The sequence below is a fragment of the Leifsonia sp. NPDC080035 genome, assembly GCF_040050925.1.
In the GTDB taxonomy this organism is placed as follows: Bacteria; Actinomycetota; Actinomycetes; order Actinomycetales; family Microbacteriaceae; genus Leifsonia.
On record NZ_CP157390.1, the window covers coordinates 2,129,037 to 2,154,115 of the forward strand.

The 25,079-nt window shown below is 73.1% G+C and carries 21 protein-coding genes and 1 pseudogene; 15 read left to right on the top strand and 7 right to left on the bottom strand.

The annotated features are described in order from the left end of the window. The first annotated feature begins 4 nt into the window (after positions 1-4). Genes AAME72_RS10510 through AAME72_RS10525 form a run of 4 tightly spaced genes read left to right on the top strand, consistent with a single transcriptional unit; the run spans position 5 to position 4,498 of the window. Positions 5-1,942, top strand: a complete 1,938-nt coding sequence (locus AAME72_RS10510; RefSeq protein ID WP_348786512.1) for a hypothetical protein — start codon at positions 5-7, stop codon at positions 1,940-1,942. A gap of 2 nt (positions 1,943-1,944) precedes the next feature. Then, positions 1,945-2,736, top strand: a complete 792-nt coding sequence (locus AAME72_RS10515) for a ribonuclease activity regulator RraA (RefSeq protein ID WP_348786513.1) — start codon at positions 1,945-1,947, stop codon at positions 2,734-2,736. Further along, positions 2,706-3,665 (top strand): aldo/keto reductase, encoded by a 960-nt coding sequence (locus tag AAME72_RS10520; protein WP_348786514.1) that lies wholly within the window; start codon positions 2,706-2,708, stop codon positions 3,663-3,665. Before AAME72_RS10515 ends, AAME72_RS10520 begins: the two co-directional genes overlap by 31 nt. Then, complete coding sequence (locus AAME72_RS10525) at positions 3,662-4,498, top strand: amidohydrolase family protein (RefSeq protein WP_348786515.1); 837 nt, start codon at positions 3,662-3,664, stop codon at positions 4,496-4,498. Before AAME72_RS10520 ends, AAME72_RS10525 begins: the two co-directional genes overlap by 4 nt. Here AAME72_RS10525 and AAME72_RS10530 read toward each other — a convergent pair. The 3 genes from AAME72_RS10530 to AAME72_RS10540 all read right to left on the bottom strand — a co-directional run bounded on the left by AAME72_RS10530 (position 4,486) and on the right by AAME72_RS10540 (position 7,945). Continuing rightward, entirely contained in the window at positions 4,486-5,187 is a 702-nt protein-coding gene (locus tag AAME72_RS10530) for a GntR family transcriptional regulator (RefSeq protein ID WP_348786516.1), read from the bottom strand. The genes AAME72_RS10525 and AAME72_RS10530 overlap by 13 nt on opposite strands. Further along, positions 5,184-5,822 carry an SGNH/GDSL hydrolase family protein gene (locus AAME72_RS10535; RefSeq protein ID WP_348786517.1) on the bottom strand — a complete coding sequence of 213 codons (639 nt, stop codon included), beginning with the start codon at positions 5,820-5,822 and terminating at the stop codon, positions 5,184-5,186. Before AAME72_RS10535 ends, AAME72_RS10530 begins: the two co-directional genes overlap by 4 nt. Before the next feature lie 128 nt (positions 5,823-5,950). Next, positions 5,951-7,945, bottom strand: a complete 1,995-nt coding sequence (locus AAME72_RS10540) for a right-handed parallel beta-helix repeat-containing protein (RefSeq protein ID WP_348786518.1) — start codon at positions 7,943-7,945, stop codon at positions 5,951-5,953. Between the two features lie 197 nt (positions 7,946-8,142). On the opposite strand from AAME72_RS10540, the gene AAME72_RS10545 reads away from it, so the two are divergent. The 6 genes from AAME72_RS10545 to AAME72_RS10570 all read left to right on the top strand — a co-directional run bounded on the left by AAME72_RS10545 (position 8,143) and on the right by AAME72_RS10570 (position 16,027). Then, positions 8,143-9,447 (top strand): S53 family peptidase, encoded by a 1,305-nt coding sequence (locus AAME72_RS10545; protein ID WP_348786519.1) that lies wholly within the window; start codon positions 8,143-8,145, stop codon positions 9,445-9,447. A gap of 261 nt (positions 9,448-9,708) precedes the next feature. Then, positions 9,709-11,055: an FAD-binding oxidoreductase gene (locus tag AAME72_RS10550; protein WP_348786520.1), complete on the top strand. Its 1,347-nt coding sequence runs from the start codon at positions 9,709-9,711 to the stop codon at positions 11,053-11,055. 40 nt (positions 11,056-11,095) lie between these two features. Then, complete coding sequence (locus AAME72_RS10555) at positions 11,096-11,995, top strand: sigma-70 family RNA polymerase sigma factor (RefSeq protein WP_348786521.1); 900 nt, start codon at positions 11,096-11,098, stop codon at positions 11,993-11,995. Positions 11,996-12,057: 62 nt separating this feature from the next. Then, a complete protein-coding gene (locus tag AAME72_RS10560; protein WP_348786522.1) occupies positions 12,058-12,834 on the top strand; it encodes an isocitrate lyase/phosphoenolpyruvate mutase family protein in 777 nt (258 codons plus the stop codon). Between the two features lie 124 nt (positions 12,835-12,958). Beyond that, positions 12,959-14,494: an APC family permease gene (locus tag AAME72_RS10565; protein ID WP_348786523.1), complete on the top strand. Its 1,536-nt coding sequence runs from the start codon at positions 12,959-12,961 to the stop codon at positions 14,492-14,494. Positions 14,495-14,881: 387 nt separating this feature from the next. Continuing rightward, positions 14,882-16,027, top strand: coding sequence for an AI-2E family transporter (locus AAME72_RS10570; RefSeq protein ID WP_348786524.1), 1,146 nt, complete (start codon positions 14,882-14,884; stop codon positions 16,025-16,027). Between the two features lie 133 nt (positions 16,028-16,160). On the opposite strand, the gene AAME72_RS10575 is transcribed toward AAME72_RS10570, so the two are convergent. Beyond that, complete coding sequence (locus AAME72_RS10575) at positions 16,161-17,084, bottom strand: EamA family transporter (RefSeq protein ID WP_348786525.1); 924 nt, start codon at positions 17,082-17,084, stop codon at positions 16,161-16,163. A 71-nt stretch (positions 17,085-17,155) separates the two neighbouring features. Here AAME72_RS10575 and AAME72_RS10580 point away from each other — a divergent pair, with 71 nt between their 5' ends. Both AAME72_RS10580 and AAME72_RS10585 read left to right on the top strand, forming a co-directional pair. Then, entirely contained in the window at positions 17,156-18,073 is a 918-nt protein-coding gene (locus tag AAME72_RS10580) for a LysR substrate-binding domain-containing protein (protein ID WP_348786526.1), read from the top strand. Then, positions 18,070-18,549 (top strand): DUF1990 family protein, encoded by a 480-nt coding sequence (locus AAME72_RS10585; RefSeq protein ID WP_348786527.1) that lies wholly within the window; start codon positions 18,070-18,072, stop codon positions 18,547-18,549. Before AAME72_RS10580 ends, AAME72_RS10585 begins: the two co-directional genes overlap by 4 nt. A 55-nt stretch (positions 18,550-18,604) precedes the next feature. Here AAME72_RS10585 and AAME72_RS10590 read toward each other — a convergent pair. Beyond that, positions 18,605-19,474: pseudogene (locus AAME72_RS10590) on the bottom strand (aminoglycoside phosphotransferase family protein). A gap of 107 nt (positions 19,475-19,581) precedes the next feature. Here AAME72_RS10590 and AAME72_RS10595 point away from each other — a divergent pair. Beyond that, on the top strand, positions 19,582-20,646 hold the full coding sequence (locus AAME72_RS10595; RefSeq protein ID WP_348786528.1) for a DUF998 domain-containing protein: 1,065 nt from the start codon (positions 19,582-19,584) through the stop codon (positions 20,644-20,646). A gap of 121 nt (positions 20,647-20,767) precedes the next feature. Beyond that, entirely contained in the window at positions 20,768-22,135 is a 1,368-nt protein-coding gene (locus tag AAME72_RS10600; protein WP_348786529.1) for an NAD(P)/FAD-dependent oxidoreductase, read from the top strand. Positions 22,136-22,327: 192 nt separating this feature from the next. Here the strand turns inward: AAME72_RS10600 and AAME72_RS10605 are convergent, their stop codons facing one another. Then, positions 22,328-23,242, bottom strand: coding sequence for an aldose 1-epimerase family protein (locus AAME72_RS10605; RefSeq protein WP_348786530.1), 915 nt, complete (start codon positions 23,240-23,242; stop codon positions 22,328-22,330). Between the two features lie 119 nt (positions 23,243-23,361). On the opposite strand from AAME72_RS10605, the gene AAME72_RS10610 reads away from it, so the two are divergent. After that, positions 23,362-23,649, top strand: a complete 288-nt coding sequence (locus tag AAME72_RS10610) for a hypothetical protein (RefSeq protein WP_348786531.1) — start codon at positions 23,362-23,364, stop codon at positions 23,647-23,649. Here AAME72_RS10610 and AAME72_RS10615 read toward each other — a convergent pair. Then, the gene (locus AAME72_RS10615) at positions 23,622-25,076 is read right to left on the bottom strand and encodes a PucR family transcriptional regulator (RefSeq protein WP_348786532.1); all 1,455 of its coding nucleotides are present in this window, start codon (positions 25,074-25,076) and stop codon (positions 23,622-23,624) included. The genes AAME72_RS10610 and AAME72_RS10615 overlap by 28 nt on opposite strands. Positions 25,077-25,079 lie beyond the last annotated feature (3 nt).

Genomic DNA, 25,079 nt, shown 5'->3' on the forward strand with positions numbered 1-25,079 from the left:
GACCGTGGAGACGATCACCGGGGTGCCCGCGAGCACGATCCCCGCCTGGGCGGTGCTGCAGCGCAGGCTGTTCGACGACATCGAGGACGCCTGGCGGCTCTTCGCCGCTCGTTACACCCACGAGGACGGCGGCGTGCGCTTCCCCGCGGTCTTCACCGACCGCGACGGCGTCGACGACCTCTACGAGCCGTTCTTCAACTGGCCAGCGTTCTACCTGCTCGGCGGCAGCGACGAGGTGCTCGCCGCGGCCAAGCGGCACTGGAACGGCGTGACCGCGCAGCTGACCGCGGCGGGGATGCTCACCGACGAGTACGAGAACGGCTACGACTGGTTCCATCAGGGGGAGTCGCTGCTGTTCTTCTACGGCATCTGCGCCGCGGATCCCGGCGACCCGCACTTCGCCGCGCGGGCGCGCCGGTTCGCGGAGCTCTACACCGACCCGGCGGCCGGAAACTACGACCCGGAGCACAACATCGTCCGCGCCCCGCACAACGGGGCGCTCGGCCCGCGGCCGGGTCTGAACGACGTCGTCCAGCCATACTCCGCCGACCTCGCCGAGATGGAGCGCTACGGCCTGCCGCTGGAGTACGTGGACGGCATCGAGCGCTGGAGCGACCTGGCCGATCCCGCCCGCGCCCGCGCGATGGGGGAGGCGATGCAGCGCGCCGCCACCGGCGACGTCGTCGTCAACCTGGCGGCGACCAGCCTCGTGGCCAACCGCTGGCTGTACGACGGCGACCCGGCGTCCGCCGACTGGATCGAGCGCTACGTCGGGGGATGGGCGCAGCGGGCGCGCGCGAACGGCGGGCTCGTGCCCGACAGCGTCGCGCCGGACGGCACGGTCGGCGGCCTGCACGACGGCCGCTGGTTCGGCGGCCACTACGGCTGGACGTGGCCGCACGGCCTGCCGTCGGTCGGCATGGCCACCGTCGTCTCCGGGCTGAACGCTGCGCTCGTCACCGGCGACGACGCCCACCTGGACACGGCGCGGGCGGTGCTCGACGCGGTGCTCGCGGAGGCGATCGTCGCCCCCGTCGCCGACACGCCGTACAGCCTCCGCGGCGGCTGGCTGGCCCGGCTCGGGAAGGACGCCGAGAAGCCGGGGATGCTGGTCCCGCACCGCTTCGGCCGCGACGGCTGGTTCGACTACGCGCCGATGCCGCTCGAGCTGCCGACCTGGCTGTGGTGGTGGTCGCGCGGCGACGCCGACCGCGAGCGGCTGCGGATCGTCAGGGATGGCCTGCCGGCGACGGACGAACCCGTGAAGCCGTTCCGCGACAAGGCGGAGGCGGGGCACGAGGCGCCCTGGCTCGACTTTCTGGACGGCCGCCTCCCCGACTACCCGGAGCTGGCGCTCTCGATGGCGCTCGGGCAGGTGGCGCGACGCGTTGCGATGATCGACGCCGACGACAGCGACCCATCGACCGTGCACCTGCACTTCTGGCAGCGGGTGAACCCGGTGGTCACCGAGGTGCTCACCCAGCTGGTGTCCGGGGCTCCGCAGGTGCTGTACAACGGCGGCCTGCCGTTCGCCGCCGTCGAGTACGAGGACGCGGACCGGGGGCGGCCGGGGCTGCCGGCCGACGTCGCCGCTCTCGTGACCGTCCTCGACCGCGACCGGATCGAGCTGCAGCTCGTGAACGTCTCGCCGCGGCATGCGAGGCGGGTCGTGGTGCGCCCCTCGCGCTTCGGTCGCGCGCGGCTCACCGCCGTGGGGTTCGGAACCGCCGACGGCGCCGACTACCCAGGACCGACCACCGCATACGCCGCGGTGGCCGGACGCCAGGGCCACGCGCTCGTGGACACCGACGCCAACGGCGTCGAGGTGCTCCTGCCCCCCGCGCACCGCATCGACCTCGTGCTCGTCACCGCACCCGCAGACGCGCCGGCCCACCATCGTGGCGCGCCGGCCATCGCCCAGACCGCCGACTCGAAGGAGTGACCATGACCGACGCCGCAGGCGCCCTCCCGCATCCCGATTTCGCCCTGCCCGTGCGCGGGGACGCGTACCGCCGGGCCGACCCGGACACGATCGCGGGCCTCGACACCGTGTCGTCCGCCACCGCGTGCGCCAAGCTGCACGGGATGGGCATCAGCCGCTCCTACGTCGACGGTCCTGTCCCGCTCACGCCGGGCCAGCGCATCGTCGGCTCCGCCATCACCCTGCAGTTCATGCCGCAGCGCGAGGACCTCGCCTCCGGGCTCGGCCAGGAGTACGTCGAGCGGCACACCGCGCTCTGGGCGGTGCTCGAGCAGGTGCAGCCGGGCGACGTCCTCGTCGTGCAGGCGTACGGCAGCCGGTTCTCCGGCTGCATCGGCGACATCCTCGCGCGCTATTTCAAGCGCAAGGGCGGCGTCGGGATCGTCGTCGACGGCCGGATCCGCGACGCCGGCCGCATCCGCGAGCTCGGCCTCCCGGTGTGGTCGACGGGCACGACGCCGCACTACGCGTCGCAGACAGAGCTGTTCCCGTGGGGCTACGACGTGCCGGTCGCCGTCGGCGGCGCGCTCTGCATGCCAGGGGACGTCGTCATCGCTGACGACGACGGCCCGGTGATCGTGCCGCAGGCCATGAGCGGCCAGGTGATCGAGGCGGCACGCGACCACGAGGACTGGGAGACGTTCAGCAGGCACCGTCTCGACGGCGGCGCGCGGCTGAGCGACTACTACCCGCTGACCCCGGACACGCGAGAGGAGTACGAGGCGTGGCGTTCCGCGCAGGCCTTCGCCCTCTGACCGCGACCCCCGGCGTGTCCGTAGCGTTCGGGCTCGGCTGCGCCCCGATCGGCAACCTGTACCGGGCGGTGGCGGACGCGGACGCTGACGCCACCGTCACGGCAGCGCTGGAGCGCGGAATCCGCTTCTTCGACACGGCGCCGCACTACGGCGCCGGCGCGAGCGAGCGCCGGCTCGGCCGGGCGCTCGCCGGTGTCGACCGCGACAGCGTCGTGATCGCGACCAAGGTCGGCCGGCGCATCGTCGATGCCGCAGGGGAGGACGTCCCGGTCGGCGGCATCGGACGGGACACCGTCGGCGACCTGACCGCCGACGGTGTCCTTCGCAGCGTCGAGGGCAGCCTGCTCCGGCTCGGAACCGACCGGATCGACCTGCTCCACCTTCACGATCCGGCCGACGTGGATGCGGCGCTGCGCGATGCGCTCCCCGCACTGCTGCGGCTGCGCGAGGAGGGGGTCGTGCGTGCGGTCGGCGTCGGTATGGTGTGGCCTGAGCCGCTGACCCGGTTCGTCCGCGAGGCCGATCTCGACGTGGTGATGATCGCGGGCAGGACCACCCTGCTCGACCGCACGGCCGAGGCCGAGCTACTGCCCGCGGCGGTCTCGCGTGGAATCGGTGTGATCGCGGCCGGCGTCTACAACTCGGGCATCCTCGCCGACCCGGTCGGCTCGCCCTACTTCGACTACCGGGAGGCCGCCCCCGGGCTGCGCGCCACGGCGCTGCGGCTGCGTGAGCTCTGCCTCGCCCGCGGCGTCGAGCTGCCGACCGTCGCCGCGCGCTACCCGCTGCGCCGGGAGCCGGTGGAGGCCGTCGTCGTCGGCGCGCGGACCCCGGAGGAGGTGGCGGCGTTCGCGGACGCGGAGCACGCGCGCATCCCCGACGAGCTCTGGGACGAGCTGGAGGACGCGGTCGCCCGGGTGCCGGGATGAGTGGCGTGCTCGACGCGCACATCCATCTCTGGGAACTCGACCGCGTCGAGCTGCCGTGGTTCCGGCCAGGGCTGGGCCTGCCGGAGACCGTCCGGCTCGCGGACCTCGCCGCCGCGGCCGCGCCGCTTGCGGCGAGCCCGACACCGGTCCCCGGCCCCGGCCCGGGGCCGCTCACCGGCGCGATCGCGGTGCAGGCCGGAGCGAGCCGCGCGGAGGCGCTCTGGCTCACCGGGATGTGCGACCCGCTGCTCGCCGGCGCCGTCGTCCAGTACGACCCGGCCGACCCGGACGGCTGGGCCGTCTCCCTCGTCGGCGGCCCGGCTCGGGGGATGCGGGTCGCCGTTCCGGATCGCCGCGCCGACCTGGCGGACGTCGCCGGTCTGGATGCGGCCTGCGAGCGGGTGGCCGCGGCGGACGGGGTCGTGGAGTTCCTGGTGCGGGCGGAGCAGCTGGACGGCGTCGCCGCGGTGCTGGCGCGGCACCCGCGCACCCGCTTCGTCCTCTGCCACCTCGGCCTCGGCGCCGGCGACCCGGACGTCGCGTGGGAGCGCGGGCTGCGCGCGGTCGCCGCGCTGCCGAACGCGTGGGCGAAGCTCTCCGGGATCGCGACGGCGGGTGACCAGGACGGCTCGCGGCTCCGGACCGCCGTCGACGTTGCGCTCGACGCCTTCGGCATCCACCGGCTGCTGTTCGGCAGCGACTGGCCGATGTCGGCGCGGGTCGCGCCGTACCCCGAGCTGGTCCGGCGGATCGGTGCCGCGCTGCCGCCGCTCACCGCCGAGGCCGCGCAGGGGTTCTGGGGCGGGACCGCCCGCGTGCTCTACCGGCTCTGAGCCGCGTCGCCCGCCGCGGCGTCGCCCGCCTCCCGCTCGGGCAGCAGCGTGCCCGCCGCGTGCGCCCGGAACAGCGCGGCGGCGGCGTCCGGGTCGTCCCCATCGAGCAGGTCGAGCAGGCTCTTGTGCCAGTCGGCGACCTCGTGCCAATCGCCCTCGAAGGCCGGGTCACCGAGCACGTGCATCGAGCGCAGCCCGGGCTCGATGATGTCCCACCAGCGCGGCAGGTAGCTGTTCCCGCCGGCCTCGATCACGCTGCGGTGGAAGACGAAGTCGAACTCGCGGAACGCGCCGAGATCCTTCGCGTCCGCCGCCTCGTGCATCCGCTCGATCAGGCCGCTCAGCTGCGTGCGCGCCTCGGGCGTGAGCCGTCCGCAGGCGAGCCGGCCGGCGATGGCCTCCAGCTCCGCGCGGGCGAACCGGGCCTGGGCGACCTCCTCGTCGGAGTAGCTGGCGACGAAGTTGCCGAGGTGCCGCACGTGCGAGACGAGGCCCTCGTGCGCGAGCTGCTTGAGCGCGTCCCGGACCGGCGCCTGGCTGACCTGCATCCGCTTGGCCAGCTGCGACTCGACGAGCTGCTCGCCGGGGGCGAGCGTGCCGTCCTTGATCATCGTCTTCATCAGCTCGTAGATCTGGTCGGAGAGCAGGCCGCGCTTGAGCTCGGAGAGCGAGCCGAGGTGGTCGGTCATCGTGCCCCCGCCTCCGCCGCACGGGTGTCGTCTCCGGTCACGGACGCGTACGCCGCGAGCCAGGCGTCCGCGATCAGCCGGGAGCCGGCGGGCGTCGGATGCACGCCGTCCGGCGCGATCGCGGCAACGCCGTGCTCGGCCGCCGCGCGGCTCATCGTGTCCTGCAGTGGGACGAGCCGGGCGCCGGTGTCCTCGGCGATCCGGGCGACGACGGCCCGCTTCTCGTCCAGGTCCGCCGTCCACGCGCCCTGGTCGTCGTTCAGCGGCAGGAAGAACGGCTCGATCAGGAGGAGCCGGGCTGCGGCGTCCACCGCGTCCAGGAGGCGCCGGTAGCCGGCCTCGTAGTCGGCGGCGGAGGTGGGGTCGTCGCTGTCGAAGCGGCGCCACATGTCGTTCACCCCGACGTAGACCGTCAGGATGTCCGGCCGCGCGTCGAGCACGTCCCGCTGCCAGCGGCGTTCCAGGTCGACGACGCGATCGCCGGCGATGCCGCGGTTGAGCACCACCGCCTCCGTGTCCTCCGCAAGCGCCTCCACGATCAGGGCGACGTAGCCGTCGCCGTAGGAGCCGTCGTCGGACCGGTCGCGGCCCGCGTCCGTGATCGAGTCGCCCGCGAATACCAGCCGTTGCGTCATGTCGTCCTCTCGCCGCCCGCCCTCGCGCGCGATTCCTCCAGCATAATCGATAATCGGTGAACGCCCGGCGCGGGCCGCTCAGACACGAGGGCCGCCCCGAGCGGAGCGGCCCTCGTGCGTTCCTTTGGTCAGCGCCGCGCGCCGGCCTCCCACGCCGGGGCGCCGTACGGGAAGGCGCCGAGGCTCGGCACCGGATCGGTCGAGCCGTCGTTCACCCCGGGCAGCGGAATCGCGGCGTTCCGGGCGGGGGAGCCGGGCTGAAGGCGATAGTCGTGGGCGGCCGCGTCCACGAACAGCGGGTCGCCGTCCGTCAGGTTGTTCGACAGGACGAGACCGCCCTCGGTCGCGCGGTCGATCCCCTTGATCGGCCCGATGTTGTTGTAGATCTTCGTGCCCGTCGACTGACCGGGCTCGCGCACGTAGAACAGCGTCATCCCGCCGGTGTTGTTGTAGACCGCGTTGTCGTGCGATCCGGAGCCGAGCCCGTTGAGCTCGACGGTGCCCTCCGGATTGCCCCAGCCGACGTTGTTGTCGATCTGCAGATCGCTCATGCCGTTGTCGGCATAGATGCCGGACATCCCGAACGGATAGACGCCGCCGGCGCGCGGGTTCGGATCGTGCAGCACGTTGTGATCGATGCGGGTGCCCTCCATGCGCGCCGAGCAGCACGAGTAGATCGCCGCAGTGTCGAGGCTCAGCGTCGCGTAGCCGGAGATGTCGTTGAACGCGATCCTGTCCGGTCCCGCCGTGGTGCCGGCGACCCCGTTCCACTGCAGGTTGATGCCGCTGCGGCCTGAGCGCTGCATCGTGTTGTGGGTCACGGTCTGGCTGTGGCCCTGGACGGCGACGGCCGCGGCGTAGGTGCCCGCGTAGTCCACGTCGCTGATCGTGTTGTCGACGGCCGTGTTGCCGTGGCCGCCGAGGGAGACGCCGTTGCCCGCGCTGTACTGCAGGTGGCTGTTGCGGATGGTGTTGCCGGTGCCCTTCAGCACGATGCCGGTGTCCGCGACGCCGCGGGTGACGTTCTCGCCGCAGTTCGTGGTGCCCCGGGTGACGTCCCAGTAGTGGCTGAGGTAGCGGCCGTCGATGCCGTCGAGCGTGACGCCGGTGCTCGCATCCCCGGTGCGGATGGTCGAGGCGAACAGGCCGATCCCCTCGACGGTGACGTTGCTCGCCGTTGTCAGGTCGAAGGCCAGGTCGCGGGCTTTCGCTTCGATCCGGTGCCGGTTGGGGTTGTCGTCGCTGTAGACGTATAGCCGCTTGGCCTGCGCGTCGTAGAAGTACGAGCCGGGATGCCCCAGCTCGCCGATCTTGCCGGAGAGTCGGTACCAGGTGTCGGTCGGCACCACCTTGTGCACGCAGACGGGCGCGCTGGTCAGGGTGACCGAGCCCACGGCGGAGCTCGCGACGGTCCCGGTGGTGGTGATGTACCAGTAGGAGGTCAGGGCGCGTGCCCCGTCCCAGTATCCGGCCGGACGGGTGAGTGCGGGATCGACGATCGTCGCGTCCGCCGAGCCTGCCTGCGCGCGCTCCACGACCGGGTCGAGCAGGTCCGTGCCGGGGAACGGGTACGAGGCCTCGATGTCCATGGCGCCGTCGGTGAAGACCTGCGCCTCCGCGCCCGCGGAGCCGAGGTCGGCCGCGACGCTGAAGATCTTCCGGTCCGCGACCGCCCGGCTGAACAGCGATTCCGCGGCGTACGGATCGGTCGCGGCGATGCGGTCCAGGTCCTTCTGCAGCACCGGGGCGAAGCCGCTGAGGCGCTCCGCACCGCTGACGACGACCGTCGCGCCGGGCGCCGCACGGAACACGATCGGGTCTGCCGCGGTGCCAGAGCGCGGCGGCGTGACCGTCTCCCGGTAGGTGCCGGAGCCGATCAGGCAGGTGTCTCCCGGCTGGGCGCGATCGGCGCACTGCTGGATGGTGCGGAAGGCGCTGGAGGCGGAGCGCCCGTCCGCGCTCGGTGCGCCGTCCACGGACACGTAGTAGGTCGTCCCCGATTCCGGGCCCGCTGCCGCGGCGAGGGCCGGGGTGGCGGTCAGACCGATGATCAGGGTGGTCGCCGCGGTGACGGCCGCCCCGATGGCGCCGCGCCGGCGGCGCGCACGTGATGAAACGAGCATCGTTGCTCCTATCGATAGTGAGTAATCGATAATGTAGGAGTGCAACGGCGAGGCGTCAAGACGCAGGATTCCCGCTCCTGCGAAACCGTTCAGAAACGGGCGGCCTCGCCCTCCCGCTGTCTTCTCCGCACAACTCCACGCGGCGTACTGTGCCGCTGTGCCGTCGCGACGGAGCGACGGCGGGACAAGGGAGCACCATGAAACGCACATCGCTCGTCTCACTCGCCCTCGCGATCGCGGGGGCCGCCGCCCTGGCCGTCGGAGCCACCGCTCCGGCGACGGCGGCGACCACGCCGGCAGCCGCCCCCGCCACGAGCGGGGTCTACACCGTCCATCCCATCGTCGAGAAGGCGACGCTCGCGACCAGCGCCCTGAAGCCGTCGTTCACACCGGCCGACTGCCTCGCCCAGACCGGGGGAGCCGTGGCCTGCCAGACTCCGCAGAGCATCCGCGCGGCCTACGACATCCCCGCGACGATCAACGGCGTGCCCGCGGGCACGGGCCAGACGGTCGTCATCGTCGACGCCTTCGGCAGCCCGACCGTCGCCTCCGACCTCGCGACGTTCTCGCAGACGTTCGGCCTGCCCGCCCCGCACCTGACGGTCTACTACCCGGGAGGCAAGCCCACGTGGAACGGCCGCGGAACGCAGACCGGCTGGGCCGAGGAGACCTCGCTCGATGTGCAGTGGGCGCATGCGGTGGCGCCAGGCGCGGACATCGCGCTCGTCGTCGCGGCCAACGACCACGGCGCGAGCCTCGACAACGCCGTGCGCTACGCGGTGGACAACCGGCTCGGCAACGTGCTGTCGATGAGCTACGGCGAGGCCGACTACCTGATCTCGTCCCCGCACGCGAACAACGGGCAGACGACCCAGGTGCAGAAGACGTTCGCCACGGCGGCCGCCGCCGGGATGTCCCTGTTCGCCTCCTCCGGCGACGATGGATCGGACAACGGCGCCGGCTACCCGAACTTCGGGTTCCCCGCCTCCGACCCGAATGTCACCGCCGTCGGCGGCACCAACGTCTGGGCGGGCAGCGGCCTGAACAAGCCGCACGACACGGTGTGGGGCGACTACGCGGACTGCCCGCTCACCTGCGCGTTCGGCGTGGTGGGCGAGACCGGCGGGGCCCCGAGCCTGTTCCTGCCCAAGGGTGGGTCGGACGTCGCGTACAACGCGAGCGTCTACACCGGCGTGCTCACCTACCTCGGGTTCCTCGGCGGCGACGCGAACGGCCTCTACTACTTCGGGGGCACGTCTGCGGGATCCCCGCAGTGGGCGGCGCTGACGGCCGACACCATCCAGGCGGTCGGGCACACGGTCGGCAACGTCGGGCAGCGGTACGCGGCGGGCTGGGCGGCGAAGGGCATCCTCTTCGACGTCACCCAGGGCAGCAACATCACGCCCACCTACTCGGGCGGCTACTCCGCGACGGCCGGCTGGGACCGCCCGACGGGCTGGGGCACCCCGGACGTCGGGCGCATCATCGCCGACCTGAGGTGACCGCGCCAGGCTGACGGGGCCGGTGTTTCGGATTCCTAGGAATTGCGGCCCCGCAGCTATTGTGTTCCCGCATGGAGCGGGCGTATCGTTCCACTCGACAGGGCCGTGGCGGCCCGAGGCGACGACCTCTCCCGGTCAGGCCGGCGGCCGCCACGGCCTTCTCTCTGCCGATTTCCCGTCGATCCGTCACATCCGTGCCGCCTGCGGCGTCTTCTCTTCTGTGCGCGCATCGAGCGCGCACGAGGACGACGAGGAGAAGACATGCTGGAGTCGATCGAAGCGCTGCGCCGGAGCATCGGCGGACGGGTCATCGCCGCGGGGGATGCCGACTACGACGCGGCCAGCCGCACCCCGCTCGCCGCGGCAGAGCCGGCCGTCGTGGTCCAGGCCGGGGGAGCGGATGACGTGAGGACGGCGGTCGCCTTCGCGGCCACGTCCGGGATGCCCCTCGCGGTGCGCGGCGGCGGGCACTCGTTCGCCGGCTTCGGCACGCTGGACGGGGGCATCGTTCTCGACCTCGCCGCGCTGTCCGGCGTGGAGCTGCTGGGCGGCGACCGTGTCCGCGTCGGCGGCGGTGCGCGCTGGGGCGCGGTCTGCGCTGCCCTGGCGCCGCACGGCCTCGTCATCTCTTCGGGAGACACCGCGAGCGTCGGCGTCGGTGGTCTGACGCTCTCCGGCGGCATCGGCTGGATGGTGCGGTCGCAGGGACTCGCGCTGGACAGCCTGGCGGCGGTCGAGCTGGTGACCGCGGCGGGCGAGTTCGTGGTCGCCGACCGCGAGCGGAACGCCGACCTCTTCTGGGCGGTGCGGGGCGGCGGAGGCAACTTCGGCGTCGTCACGGCGTTCGAGTTCGAGGCGCATCCCGGAGGGGAGCTGACATTCGGGCGCATCACGTTCCCCGCCGCCGAGGCCGGCCGCATCCTGCCCGCCTGGGCCGAGTACGTGCACGGCGCACCGGACGAGCTCAGCTCGGTCGCGAAGCTCGCGAACCCGTTCGCGGGCGGCCGCGAGGCCCCGGTCGAGATCGTGGTGGCGGTCGACGGCGACGACGACGCGGCACGGCGCGTGATCGACCCCATCCGGCGGCTCGGCACGGTCCTCGGCGACGACGTCGCGCGGCGGGCGTACGCCGACGTCCTGGAGCCGGGCGGTGCGCTTCCACCCGGGTTCGGGCTGAGCGTGCGCGACGCGTTCGTGCCCGCCCCCTCCCTGCGGGAGGCCATGGCGACGCTGGCGGAGATCGCCGGCGAGGAGCAGCCGGCCGTGATCAGCGTTCACGCGCTCGGCGGGGCGATGGGCCGAGTGCCGTCCGAGGAGACCGCCTTCGCGCACCGCGACGCCGCCGCGATGATCACCACGTTCGCGGGCGGGCCGCAGCCCGCGCTCGCTGCGGCCGCGCCGGCCATCACCCGCACCTGGGACCGCCTGGCTCCGCACGTCTCCGGCGCCTACGCGAACTTCCTCGCCACGGCATCGGCCGACGACGTCGCCGCCGTCTACCCGGAGGAGACGGCTCGCCGGCTCGGCGCGCTCAAGGCGGAGTACGACCCGCACAACGTCTTCGCGCGCAACCACAACATCGCCCCCGAGCTGCAGCCGGCGCGCTAGCGTGGCACGCGGACGGACCATCGGGAGGGACGGTGCGCTCATGACGGAGACGACTCAGACGGAGCTCGCGGCCGAGTTCGACCGGCAGCGGTCCTACCTCGTCGCCGTCGCCTACCGGATGCTGGGCTCGCGGGCGGACGCGGAGGACGCGGTGCAGGAGGCCTGGTTCCGGCTGCGCCGCCAGGACTCCGCCATCGGCGACCTGCGCGCCTGGCTGACCCGCGTCGTCAGCCGGATCAGCCTCGACCTGCTGCGCTCCCGCGGGCGACGCAGGGAGGACCCGCTGGTGGAGGATGCCGGGCCCGGCGGCGCGACCGCGGTCGGCCCGTCCGGCCCGTCCGCGGTCGCCGCCGGCGCGGCGATGAGCGGGGATCCCGCCCTGCGCGCCGAGCAGGTCGACCGTGTCACCGAGGCGCTGGTGATCGTCCTCGACCGCCTGAGCCCGGAGGAACGCCTGGCCTACGTGCTGCACGACGTGTTCGGGCTCCCGTTCGACGACATCGCCGGCATCCTCGACCGCACGCCGCAGGCCACGAGGAAGCTCGCCAGCCGAGCGCGCGAGCGGGTGCGCGGCGCCGACGACGTGCCGGGTCGTCCGCGTGCGACGAAGGCGCAGCAGCGCGCCGTCGTCGAGGCGTTCCTGGAGGCGGCGGGCAGCGGCGATGTCGAGCGGCTCGTGCGCATCCTGCACCCGGACGTGGTGTTCCGCATCGACGAGGGCGCCGAGGGCGTGCGCGTCGTCCGCGGGCCGGAGCAGATCGCCCACGGCGCCACCGCCTTCCGCACGGCGAACGCGGGCACCGACTTCCGCATCGTCGAGTCCGACGGGCGGTTCGGCGTGCTCTCCCGCCGGCCGGACGGATCGGTCGCGCTGCTGCTGTTCACCGTCGAGGGCGACCGCATCGTCGCCATGCAGGCGGCGCCGGCAACCTGGGACTGACGGGGCGGGCTGCCGCGACCCCGCGCACGCGCGCTACCCTTCTGGCGTCGAAGGGTGAGCCGATGTCGTTCCGCGATCTGCACTTCCAGCCGGAGCCGCTGCTGCTCCCCAACGCATGGGACGCGGGTTCCGCCATCGCCTTCGCGGCGGCCGGGTTCCGGGCCATCGGCACCACGAGCTTCGGCGTGAACGCCGCCACCGGGCGGCCGGATGCCGGAGGGGCGAGCAGGGACGCGACGGTCGCGCTCCTGAACCGGATCCGCTCCCTGCCCGTGCACCTCACCGCGGACATCGAGGACGGCTACAGCAGCGACCCTGCGGAGGTGGGCGCCTTCGTCGCCGGGCTCGGCGTCTCGGGCGTCAACCTCGAAGACTCTGCGGAAGGCAGGCTCGTGGATCCGGCGGTCCCCGCCGCGAAGATCCGCGCGATCAAGGCCGCTGCGCCCGACGTGTTCGTGAACGCGCGGGTCGACTCGTACTGGTTCCACGAGGACGACACCGTCGAGGCCGTCACGGATCGGGCGCTGGCCTACGCCGACGCCGGTGCGGACGGCGTCTTCGTGCCGGGCGCCGCCGACCCGGCGACTCTGGAGGGCCTCGCCGCCGCGATCCCGCTGCCGCTGAACGTGCTTGTCGTGCCGGGGCTGTCGCTCGCGCAGCTCGGCGACCTCGGCATCCGGAGGGTCAGCACCGGCTCGCTGCCGTATCGTGTCGCCATCGACGCGGCGGTGGACGCTGCGGTCGCCGTGCGCGAGGGGCGCCCGGTCCCCGCCGCCACGTCCTACGCCGACATGCAGCGACAGCTTCTCGAATTCGCCGCTGGCGCGGGCGAGGCCTGAGCCCGCCTGCTCTGTTCCCCGGCGGACAAACGGCGTGCGCCCGCGTGCAAGCCGTCGCGCGCGCGTGCCGCTTGGATCGGTGGAGTCGCACATCCGTGTGCGCGCTTTCACAAGGGAGTAGAGAGTGACCTCCACACACGACGCGGCCGTGATCACCGGCGCACCCGCGGCAACGCACCGCCGGCTCGGCGTGCCGGCCGTCACCTTCATGATCGTCGCGGCCTCCGCTCCGCTGACCGTCCTCGCCGGCGGGGTGACGACCACCTTCGCCGTCACGGGGGTGCTCGGCGTGCCGCTGTCCTTCCTGCTGCTGGGCGGCACGCTCGCGATCTTCGCGGTCGGCTATGCCGCGATGAGCCGCTACGTGACCAACGCCGGCGCGTTCTATTCGTACGTGGCGCAGGGCATGGGCCGGCCGATGGGCGTCGGCGTCTCGCTCGTGGCGCTGGTCTCCTACAACGCCATGCAGATCGGGGTGTACGGGCTGTTCGGCTATCAGGTGGCGTCCCTGCTGAACACGAAGTTCGGCTGGGATGTGCCGTGGTGGCTGCCCATCCTGGTCTGCATCGCGATCGTCGGTGCGCTCGGCGTGAACCGGGTCGACCTGTCGGCGAAGGTGCTCGGCGTGCTGGTGGCGCTGGAGTTCCTCGTGGTCATCGTCTACGACATCGCCGCCTTCGTCGTCGCGCCGGAGGGCGTGAGCGGGCAGGCGCTGAGCCCGTCCTCGCTGTTCGTGCCCGGCATCGGCGCCGTGTTCGCGTTCGGCATCGCGGCGTTCATGGGATTCGAGTCAGCGGCGATCTACGGCGAGGAGTCCAAGGACCCGAAGCGGACGGTCGCCAGGGCCACCTACACCGCCGTCGGCGTGATCGCGATCTTCTACGCGCTCTCCTCGTGGGCGATGACCGTCGCGTCCGGCCCGAGCAACGTCGTTGCGGACTCCACCGAGCAGGGTCCGGACCTGATCTTCTCGTTCCTGCAGTCGAACGTCGGCGTGCTCATCAGCGACATCGCGCAGGTGCTGTTCATCACCAGCCTGTTCGCGTCGCTGGTCAGCTTCCACAACGCGGTCGCCCGCTACTTCTTCTCGCTCGGCCGCGAGGGTGTCCTGCCGTCGTGGCTCGCCAGGGTCCGCTCGCACAGCCGCGCCCCGTGGGCGGGATCGCTCACGCAGACGATCCTGGCGGTGGTCGTCATCGTCGCCTTCGCCCTCGCGAGCGTCGGCTGGGTGCCGCCGAAGGGCGCCCCGGCGATCCTGTTCCCCGTGCTCACCCTGTTCTCGTGGCTGACGAACACCGGGGCGCTCGGCCTGGTGCTGCTGATGGCGATCGTATCCTTTGCCGTGATCGGGTTCTTCCGGCGCACCGGGCACGGGCTCGGCGGTTGGCAGCGGGCGGTGGCCCCGGCGATCGCCGGTGTGCTCCTCGGCGTGGTGTTCATCCTGATCGTCGTCTACTTCAACACCCTGCTGACGAGCGACCCCACGGCACCGCCGTCGGCGACCACGTTCGTCCTGCCCGCGATCGTCATCGCGGCCGGCGTCGTCGGGGTGGTCTGGGGCGTCGTGCTGAAGCGGCGGAACCCCCGCGTGTACGCGCAGATCGGGCACGGCACGGAGGAGGCGGGGGCGCCGGAGCTGGGGGCGGACGTCGACGCGTGAGCCGGCCGCGCCATCCACGGCGCACGGCGGCCCGGCTTGACCCGCCCGGGATGAGCGGATACCGTCGCACCCCGTGAGCCGCCTTCCGCTGATCCGCCGGGCCGTCTGGGTCCGACGCCGCGCCGGACTTCCCCCTGTCCGCCTCGACATCCCCGGAGAGCAGCCGCGCATCGCGGCTGCTCTCCGCGATCAGGACGGCGCCCGGCAGGCCTCGCGCCGCCGACAGCCCCGTCGCGCCGCCTGAGCCGCAAGAGAGGACACGACACGCCGCGCGCTGTCCTCGGCAACGGCGTGTCGCGTCCCCTCGACTGGGCGCTGACGCAACCCCTGCGACGGGCCGCGTTGCGCGGCGTATGGTCGGGCGACCGCAGTAGTGAGGGGACCGTCATGATCGCGTTTTCGCGCAAGAGCCCGCCCGTCCACGAGTCGTCCGTACCGGGAGGCGTGCGCGCCGCCTCCGAGTGGTCGTGGCGCCTCCTGGTGATCGCCGCCCTCGCCGGGCTGGTCGTCTACCTGGTGATCGTGTTCCACGAGATCGTGGTGCCGCTGCTGGTGGCGCTGCTCGTGGCGGCGCTGCTGCAGCCGAGCGTCGCCGGGCTGGTGCGCCACCGCTGGCCGAAGTGGGCGGCGATCACGCTCTGCCTCGTCGTCTTCGCCGCCATCATCGCGGGCCTGGTGCTGCTGGTCGTCTGGCAGGTGCGCGCGGGTCTGCCGCGGCTGGAGCACGAGTCGGTCGCCGCGTACGACCGCGCGCGGTCCGCGCTCCGGCAGCCGCCGTGGAACGTGAGCGACAGCCAGTTCTCCGCGTGGATCCAGAGCGCAGGAGCCTTCGCCCAGCGGGACAGCTCGGCGCTGATCGGCGGCGCGCTGCAGGTGGGCTCCACCACCGGTCACCTGCTCGCGGGCGCCCTGATCGCGATCTTCGCCACCATCTTCATGCTCATCGACGGCGGCGGGATCTGGCGGTGGGTCACCCGGCTGTTCCCGGCGAACGGCCGCCCGGCCATCCACGCCGCGGGAGACGCGGGATGGTCGACGCTCACCGCGTTCGTGCGCGTGCAGATCCTCGTCGCCGCGGTGAACGGCGTCGGGATCGGCCTCGTCGCGTTCTTCCTCGGTCTGCCGCTCGCCATCCCGATCGGCGTGATCGTGCTGCTGTTCTCGTTCATCCCGGTCATCGGCGCGATCGTCTCCGGAATCATCGCGGTGGGGATCGCGCTGGTGTTCGCCGGCCCGATCCAGGCCGTCATCATGTTGGCGGGTGTGCTGCTCGTGCACCTGCTCGAGGCGCACGTGATGCAACCGCTGCTGGTCGGCGGGGCGGTGAAGGTGCATCCGCTCGCGGTGGTGATCGGCGTCGCGGCGGGGACCGGCATCGCCGGCGTGCCGGGCGCGCTGTTCGCGGTCCCGCTCATCGCGGTCGCGAACGCGATGGTCAGCGCCATGCTCCGGGTCGCGCACGGGCCGACGCCTGCCAACGTCCCGGACGCGCAGCTGGTCGAGGTCGACGACGCCGGCCCCGGCACGACCTGAGCGCGTCCGTTCGCCGCACGACGTGCGCGGAGGGCTCCTGGCGCAGCCGAGTCGTGACGAATGTCGTGAATATGCGCCGAATGGCCCGAATTCGTCACGATTCGACTCGTCGCCGGGGTGACCGGGCGCTGGGTCAGCCGGCGACGGGGGTGGGCGCCGTCGGGGTGTCGTGGCGGACGTCGCGGGCGGGGGCCGGGGCCGGCCGGCGCGCCGCGCCGAGCGTGGACCCGGTGGAGGCGACGACGACCGCCGCCATCGCGGCGATGTGCAGCCAGGTCACGCTCTGGCCGAGCAGCATCCAGCCTGCGAGTGTCGCCACCGCCGGTTCCAGACTGAGCAGCACACCGAAGGCGCGCGGATCGAGCCCGCGCATCGAGGCGAACTCCAGCGTGTACGGGATCACCGAGGACAGGACGGCGACCGCGGCGAGCGGGAGCAGCAGGGCCGGGGAGGCGGCGAGTGCGCCGGCCGAGCCGATCCCGAACGGCGCCACCACCGCGGCGCCGACGACGACCGCCATCGCGAGCGCCCCGTGCCCGGGCACCAGGGCGCCGACGCGCGTCCCGGAGAGGATGTACCCGGCCCAGAAGCCGCCCGCCGCGAGCGCGAAGAGCACACCGACGATGTCGAGCGGCCTGCCGTCGCCCGTGCCGTCGAGCCCGAGGACGACGATCGCCGCCCCGGCGAGCAGCACCCAGCCGATGTCGCGCAGCCGGCGCGAGAGCACCGCGGCGAGGGCGAGCGGCCCGATGAACTCGATCGTCACCGCGATGCCGAGCGGGATGCGGTCGATGGAGGCGTAGAAGCAGGCGTTCATCCCCGCCATCGCCACCCCGAAGAGCAGGACGGCGCCCCACTGCCGCCGGGTCCACGTCCAGAACCGTGGCCGGAAGACGGCGACGAGCACCGCACCCGCGAGCAGCAGCCGCCCTGCGGTCGTGAGCGCCGGGCCGAACACGCCGAACAGGGGAGTCGCGATGGCCGCGCCGAACTGCAGGGAGACGCACGACCCGAGCACCATCAGCGCGGCGATCGAGGGATGGGGCGTGCGATTCACCCCTCCATCCTCGCGGGGCGGTTCCATTCGGTCCAGCGGATGTTTCCGATCTATACTCATCGGAGGTTCCGATGAGATGGGAGGCGAGCGTGTTCAGCCTGCAACGCCTCGCCCTGCTCGACGAGCTCGACCGCCGCGGCACCCTGGCCGCGGTCGCGCAGGCGCTGTCGTTCGCGCCGTCGACCGTGTCCGAGCAGCTCGCACAACTGGAACGCGAGGCGGGCGTCCGGCTCCTCGAGCCGGTGGGCCGCGGTGTGCGGTTGACGGCGGACGCCCACCTGCTGCTCGGGCACGCGCGGGTCGCCATGGCGGAGCTGGAGACGGCCGAGTCCGAGCTCGCCGCCGCGCGCGACCGCGTGGCCGGGGTGCTCCGCGTCGCGACCTTCCAGACCGTCGCGCTGTCGGTCCTCCCCGCCGTGCTCACCGACCTCGCGGAGCGGCATCCGGACCTCCGGGTGGACGTCGCACAGCGCGAGGCGGGCGGCGCCACCTCCGGACTCCACGGCGGCGACTTCGACGTCGTGCTCGGCGAGGAGTACCCGGGCCGGCCGGTGCCGCCGAACGCCCGGTTCCACCGCGTGGACCTGCGCGGCGACCGGCTGCGGTTGGCCACCCCTGCCGTCGGCCCGTGGAGCGACGCGACGACCCTGGAGGCGCTGGCCGCAGCCGCCTGGGCGCTGGACCCCGTCGGCACGGCCCCGGGGGACTGGGGGAGGGACCTCTGCCGCACGGCCGGTTTCGAGCCGCGGGTGCGCTTCGACGGGGTGGACCTCATCACGCACGTCCACCTGGTCCGCACCGGGCACGCGGTCACCGTGCTTCCCGACCTGCTCGGCGCGGAGAACACCGCCGGCGTCCGCCTGCGCGACCTGCCCGGCCGTCCCGAGCGCACCCTGTTCACCCTGACCAGGGCGTCGCGGGCCGGTCATCCCGCGATCCTCGCCTTCCGGGATGCGCTCGCCGCCGCCATCCGGGGGGAGCGGTCATGACGATGCCGGAGGCGCCCCGGTGGGGCGCGAGCGATCCCGACTTCCGGCGCTCGGAGGTCTCTGCCGTGATCGGCCGCGGCGACGAGCACTGGCGGCGCGCGGTGGACGACGTGCTGCGCTGGCGGGTGAAGACCAGGAGCGGGTTCCTGGTGGATGCGCCGGGACCCGTCGCGCCCGGACAGAGGCTGCGCATCCGGGCGCGGGTGCTCGGTCTGACCATCGTCGAGCCGGTCGAGGTCGTCTCGGTCGTCGAACGCGCCGACCGCGCCGGCTTCGCCTACCGCACGCTGCCCGGGCACCCGGTCGACGGCGAGGAGGCGTTCATCGTCCACCGCGACGAGCGCAGCGGTTGCATCGTGCTCACCGTCCGCTCGCTGACCCGCGCGGCCCCGCAGCAGCCGTGGCGAGCGCTGTACCCGCTCCTCCGCGCCGCCCAGCGCGTCGCCCGCCGGCGATACCTCCGCGCGCTGCGCTGAGGCGCCCGGCGGGTGTCGTCGCGCGGGTGTCGTCGCGCGGGCGTCGCCGGCGTCCTCACATCGCGGTGAGGTCGCGAAGGGATGCGGCGCCGGTCAGCTCCGCCAGTCGCGTCCGCGACGTCTCGTCCGGCACCCGGACCGCCCAGAAGGATCGCAGCAGCCACCGCGATGCCGCCAGGGCCGTTTGCTCGTCCGGCGCGAGGAGCTCGGCGGCGACCCGTTCGCGCGCGGCCGCCGGCAGATTCCGCTGCTGCGGATGCTCGAGAAACTCGGCGATCTCGTGCGCGACGTCGCTGCGTCCGGCATCCTCGAAGTCGACGAGGCGCGCCTCCGTCCCGTCCCACAGGATGTTGCCGAGAGCCGGGTCGCCCCGCCCCACGCACGCCCGGCCCCTGCCGTGCGCCAGCAGCGACGGGATGCCGAGGCGGCCGGCTCACTCCCGCCACTCGGACGACGCCTCGCTCCCGGCTGCATCGCGGATCAGGGCCTCGACACGGTCGAACATCGCTCGGGGCGACCAACGGACCTCGGGTATCCGCAGCTCATTCACGTCGATCGCGTACAATGAGCCCAGCACGTCGACGATCGCCGCGACGACCGCTTCGGTCACCGCGCCGGCCACGAGGGGGGCGCCGGGCACCCGGGACATCAGGATCGCGGAGGCGGCCGGTTCGGCGGCGACGAGCCGGGGCACCCGGCCCGGCAGGACGTCGCGGAGCGCATCCAGCACCGCCCCCTCCCGCACGAACCCGTCGCGCCGTCGCGGCGGGTAAACCTTCAGACAGAGCGCCTCGTCGCCGCCGAGGACCTCGAACACGTCGTTGTTGCGACCGCCTGCCAGCCGGCGGCCGAGCCGGAGCGCCGCGTCGATCCGTCCCGCGCGCCGCACGGCATCGAGTCTCTCGCCCGCACTCGCCGTGGACATCCCGATCCGCCTCCCGACCGCCCGAAACGCGCCGTAGCCACGCCGCCCCCGCGGAGTTACATTGTGCCCGACCGCCAGGGGGCGGCGCAGTGAGGGAGGCGATGGCGATGGTCGCGACGGAGAGCATGGCGCCGCCGCGGCTCGGCGTGGAGGGCGCCGCCATCGTCGTCGGGGGCGGGGCCTTCGTCGTCTGCGGCGTCGTGGCCCTGCTCTCGTTCTGGGGGCGCAGCCTGCCGATCGCCGGTCCCGGTTCGGTCGGCCAGTTCGCCGCGATCGCCGCGGGCATCGTCGGCTTCCTGACCTACACGGCCGGCCGGCTCTGGCACCGGCAGGGCCTCACGCCGTTCGAGGCGTCGGACGGGCGCGGGCGCGGCACGGCCGGGCGCGCCACCGGTGCGGACATCGTCGACACCTTCGCGATCGCCCTCGCGTACGGCATCGTCGCCCTGCTCGGCTGGCTGGTGCTCGGGGCGGTGCTCGCCGACGGCTTCCAGGACGCGACGGTGTACTTCCTGTCCGCCGCGGTGCTCGCCGGCGCTGTGATCGGCGTCACGGCCTACGCGGTGTTCGCGTCCTCCGCCGGGATGGATCTGATGCGGCTCTCCACGCTCCTGGCGGCGTTCGCCGTGATCGGCATCCTCACCGCGATGCTCAGCGCGCCTGACCCGCACTGGTGGATGCTGCACCTGAGCGCCCTCGGGATGACGAGGAGCGTCTCGTCGCTAGCGTTCAACCTCACGCTCATCATCGCCGGGGTCATCGTCACAGCGATCGCGCGTTACGCGACGGACGCGCGCGGCATCGAGGACCCGCGGCGGCACGCGGCGGTGCTCCGGGTGCGCGTTGGACTCATCCTGATCGGCGTCCTGCTCGCCTGCGTCGGGATCTTCCCCTTGAACGTCTCGCAGGTGCTGCACAACGTGTCAGCGGTGGGGATGGTGCTGGTGTTCGCGCTCGTCGTGTTCTGGGTGCGCGCGGCGCTGCCCGAGGCGCCGCGCTCGTTCTTCGTGCTCGGCTACGTGTTCTTCGCCGCGATCGTGGTGGCGCTGGTGTTCTTCGTCATCGGGTACTACGTGCTGACAGCGGCGGAACTCGTGGCCGGCGTCCTCGTGTTCAGCTGGCTCATCGTCTACTTGCGGGTCAGCGGTGCCGCGGCGCCCGCCGTGCGCTGAGGATGTCGCCCTGCCTCATACGCGTTGGCGGTCCCGGCGTGAGTTCTTCGACAGCCTGTACAGGAAACCCCGCGCGCGGGACGCCTAGCATCCTCGTGACCCGATGGAGGAGTTGATAGCGATGGACAGCATCGAACGTGACGTGGTCATCGTCGGCGCTGGAGCGTCCGGCCTCACCGCCGCGACGGAGCTGAAGAAGGCCGGACTGAGCGTCGCCGTGCTCGAGGCGCGCGACCGCGTCGGCGGCCGGCTGTGGACGGACGACGTCGACGGCGCCACCCTGGAGATCGGCGGCCAGTGGGTCTCGCCTGACCAGGACGCGCTGATCGACACCCTCGCCGATCTGGGCCTCGAGACCTATTCGCGCTACCGCGACGGCATCAACATCTACCTCGGTGAGAACGGCGAGCGCCGCACCTTCGAGGGCGACATCTTCCCGGTCGCCCCCTCCACCGAGAAGGTGATGGTCGACCTCATCGAGCGCCTGGACGCGCTGGTCGCCGAGATCGACCCCGACCGTCCGTGGGCGCACCCGCGCGCCAAGGAACTGGACGAGATCTCGTTCCGCCGCTGGCTCGAGACGCAGACCGACGACGAGGAGGCCCGGCGCAACATCGGCATGTTCATCGCCGGCGCCATGCTCACCAAGCCCGCCCACGCGTTCTCCGCGCTGCAGGCGCTGCTCATGGCCGCCAGCGCCGGCAGCTTCTCGAACCTCGTCGACGCCGACTTCATCCTGGACAAGCGCGTCAAGGGCGGACTTCAGCAGGTGCCGCTGCTGCTCGCCCAGCGCCTCGGCGACGACGTGCACCTGAACGCCCCCGTCCGCACCCTGCGCTGGGACGAGACCGGCGTGACCGCGATCGCGGACGGTGTGCAGGTGCGCGCCCGGTTCGCGATCCTCGCTGTGCCGCCGGTGCTCATCAGCCGCATCTCCTACGAGCCGCCGCTCCCGCGCCGCCAGCAGCAGCTGCACCAGCACCTCTCGATGGGCTTCGTCATCAAGGTGCACGCCGTCTACGAGACCCCGTTCTGGCGCGACCTCGGCTACAGCGGCACCGCGTTCAGCCCGTACGAGCTGGTGCACGAGGCCTACGACAACAGCTACCACGGCGACCCGCGCGGCACCCTGGTCGGCTTCGTCTCCGACGAGGCGGCCGACGAGGTGTTCCGGCTGACGCGCCAGGAGCGCAAGGCGCGCATCCTCTCCTCGCTCGCCCACTACTACGGCGAGCAGGCGCTGAACCCGGTCGTGTACTACGAGAGCGACTGGGGGAGCGAGGAGTGGACGCGCGGCGCATACGCCGCGAGCTTCGACATGGGCGGCCTCGCGCGCTACGGCGCCGACCTGCGCACGCCGGTCGGGTCCATCCACTTCTCCTGCAGCGACATGGCGGGCAAGGGCTACCAGCACGTCGACGGCGCGATCCGCGTCGGGCGCGAGACGGCGGCCGCGATCGTTTCCGCCGCCGTGCCGGCGGGCAGCTAGCCCGCCCCTCGAGCTGCGCGCGGCCAGTCGTGGATGGCCGCGCGCACACCCTCGCCGGGACCCGGCCGCCGTCGTGGGCGGCCAGGTCCCGGCGAGGTCCTTTGCGCCCGTGCGGGCACTTAACTGTCCCTGTTCGGTACGTTTCGGCCCTGCTCGGACAGGGGCATCCGTACCGAACGGGGACAGTCGCGCTCAGAGCGCGCGGATGGTCCAGCCGGCGCCGGCCGAGGCGCCGGGCTCGAGGATGACCAGGTCGGTGCCGGAGTTGAACGCGTCGGGCGGGCACGTCATCGGCTCGACCGCGAGACCGAGACGGTTCAGGGCCGGGATGTCGCGATCCGCCGTGTGCACCTGCACCCACGGGCACGCGGTGTCCCACACCATCTCCACCCCCGTGCCCTCGGGTGCGCGCAGCGTGACGGTCGTCGTGCCGTCGTCGCCGCGGTGCAGGCCCGTGAAGGCGTGGTCGATGAAGGTGTCGGCGATGGCGCGCGGCGAGCGGAAGTCGAAGCCGCCGCCCGCGACCTCCTCCAGCGCGACCGGGATCAGCCGGTCCTCGGTGACCGTGAGCACGGAGTCGGCCGGCAGCGTGAGCGTCCAGTCGTCCACACGCCCCTCGCCCGCCACCAGGTAGGGATGAGGGCCGGTGCCCCACGGCGCGCGCGAGGTGCCGGCGTTGGTGGCGGTGACGGTGGTGTGCAGACCGGCCTCGTCGAGGCTGAACGCGACGGCCACCTCCACGCGGTGCGGGTAGCCGTCCTGCGCCTGGATGGTCGCCACCAGGGTGACCGAGTCCGCCGCGCGGTCGACCGGCTCGAAGTCGAGCCAGGTCGCGAGACCGTGCAGGGCGTGACCGCGCGCCGGCTCCGTCAGCGGGAGCTGCTGCTCGACGCCGTCGAAGGTGTAGCGGCCGTCGACCACGCGGTTGGGCCAGGGCGCCAGCGTCGCGCCCCGGTAGGCCGGGCGGACCTCGTCGGCGTCGAAGGGGACGACGAGCGGGCGGCCGCGGTGCTCCAGCGTGCGCAGCGATGCGCCGACGGAGGCGATGGTGGCGTGGTAGTCGCCGGCGGTGAGGCCGTAGTGCGTCCCCGAGATCGGAATACTCATCCGCCCATTCTGGCCGTCCCGCACGAGTCCGCACAAAGCCGACGCGCTGCATGGTGGCACGTCGGCGACTCTCCCGCAACCCCCGGTGCCGGCAGGCGGGGTGATGGTCTAATGGGCTCATGCGTGCAGTCGCCTGGTGTCTTTTCGGTTTCTCGTTCGTCGTCGCCGCCGTCGCGTTCGGCGCGATGGCGACGCCGGCCGTCGACAGCGGGCTGGCCACGGTCGCCCTCGCCCACCACGACGGGCTGACCCGCAGGCAGATCGTCGACCTGGTGATCGCGGTCGTCTTCATCGTCATCGCCGCCGGAGCGGCGGCCACGCTGACGGCAGGCAAGCACCGGGACGAGGCGCAGCCGGAGCTCGAGCTGCAGCCGCTCGTTCAGCCGGCCGCGCGCAGCGCCGCGTAGAGGTCGGCCCGCGCGGCGAACCCGCTGAGATCGCGACCGAGCAGGCGCTCGGCATCGGCGACGCGCGCGCGCAGCGTGTGCCGGTGCATGCCGAGTCGCCGCGCGGCGACGTCATAGACCCCATCCGCGTCCAGCCAGGTGCGGAGCACCGCGGGGAGCCCGGGATCGGCGGCGACGAGCGGTGCGAGCGCGGTCGCCGCGACGGCCCGCGCATCCGGCGTCTGCAGCAGCGCGAGCATCCCGGCGGCGGCGACGTCGTCGAAGGCCGGGACGGGATGCTCGGCGCTCGCGCGCGACCGGGCGACCTCCGCCTGCGCGAGCGCGGCGGCGAGCCCGGTCAGCGTCGAGGGCGCCGAAACGCCGCCTCGGACGCCGAACCGGTTCGCGAGCTCGCGAGCGGTCGCGTCCGACGCGTCCAGGAGCACGAGGTCCTGGCCGTCCCTGGCGAAGAAGCCGGCGTCGTGGTTCTCCAGCCAGTCCGTGGCCGCGGCCAGTCCCGACCCCGCCAGCACGGCGACCCGCACAGGTGGGTCGGGGAGCGCGCCGAGCACCGGTTCGGCGACCGCGTCGGCGAGGTCGCGGTCGCCGGCGAGCAGCGCCCGCCAGACGGCGGTCCGCAGCCGGGCGCGTGCCGCGTCCGTCGCCCTGCTCTGCTCCAGCGCCAGGCCCGCGAGGGCCACGACCCCGGTGACGACCTGCTGGGCGGCCTGGTCGAGGCCCTCCGAGCCGACCGCGAGGACCCCGCGCAGCCGTCCGGCGGCGCCGAGCGTCTGCAGCGCGAACGGGCCGGCGTCGGTCTCGGCCGTGCCGGCGGCCCGCCGCCTGCTGCGCAGCAGCGGCTCTGCCGACGCGGTCAGCGCGGCCGCGGCGGCGCCGGCGACGGCGCCGGCGGGCGCCGCCCTGGCGAGCGATCCGTCCGCGCCGATCAGCGCGACGGGGCGCTCGATCTGGCGGGCGAGCTCCGCGAGCACCGCCCCGAGCGCGTCCGGTCGCAGCGCGGCGAGCGAGATCGCCCGGGAGGCGCGCAGCGCCCAGGTGTTCCTGGCGTACGCGTCGGCGGCCAGCCGGTCGGCGACGAAGCGGGCGACCGCGATGAACGGCGTGCGATACGGCACCTCGAAAAGCGGCAGCCCGAGACGCGAGCACGCGGCCACGAGCTGCTCCGGTGTTCCCGATCGCACCACCTCCGTCCCGTAGCCGAGGCCCGCGATCCCGTGGCGTACGAGGCGACCCACGTAGTCCTCCACGTCGTCCGGGGTGCCTGTGATCAGCAGCACCTGCCCCGGCGAGAGGAACGGCGTCGGGTCCGGCAGCTCCGAGCTGTGCGCCCAGGAGAGCGGCGCATCCAGGTCGCCGACGCCGGGCGGCGTCAGCAGGCGCAGGCCGAGCTCGGGACGGGCGAGCAGCTGGGCGAGGGTGGCGGGCATCGA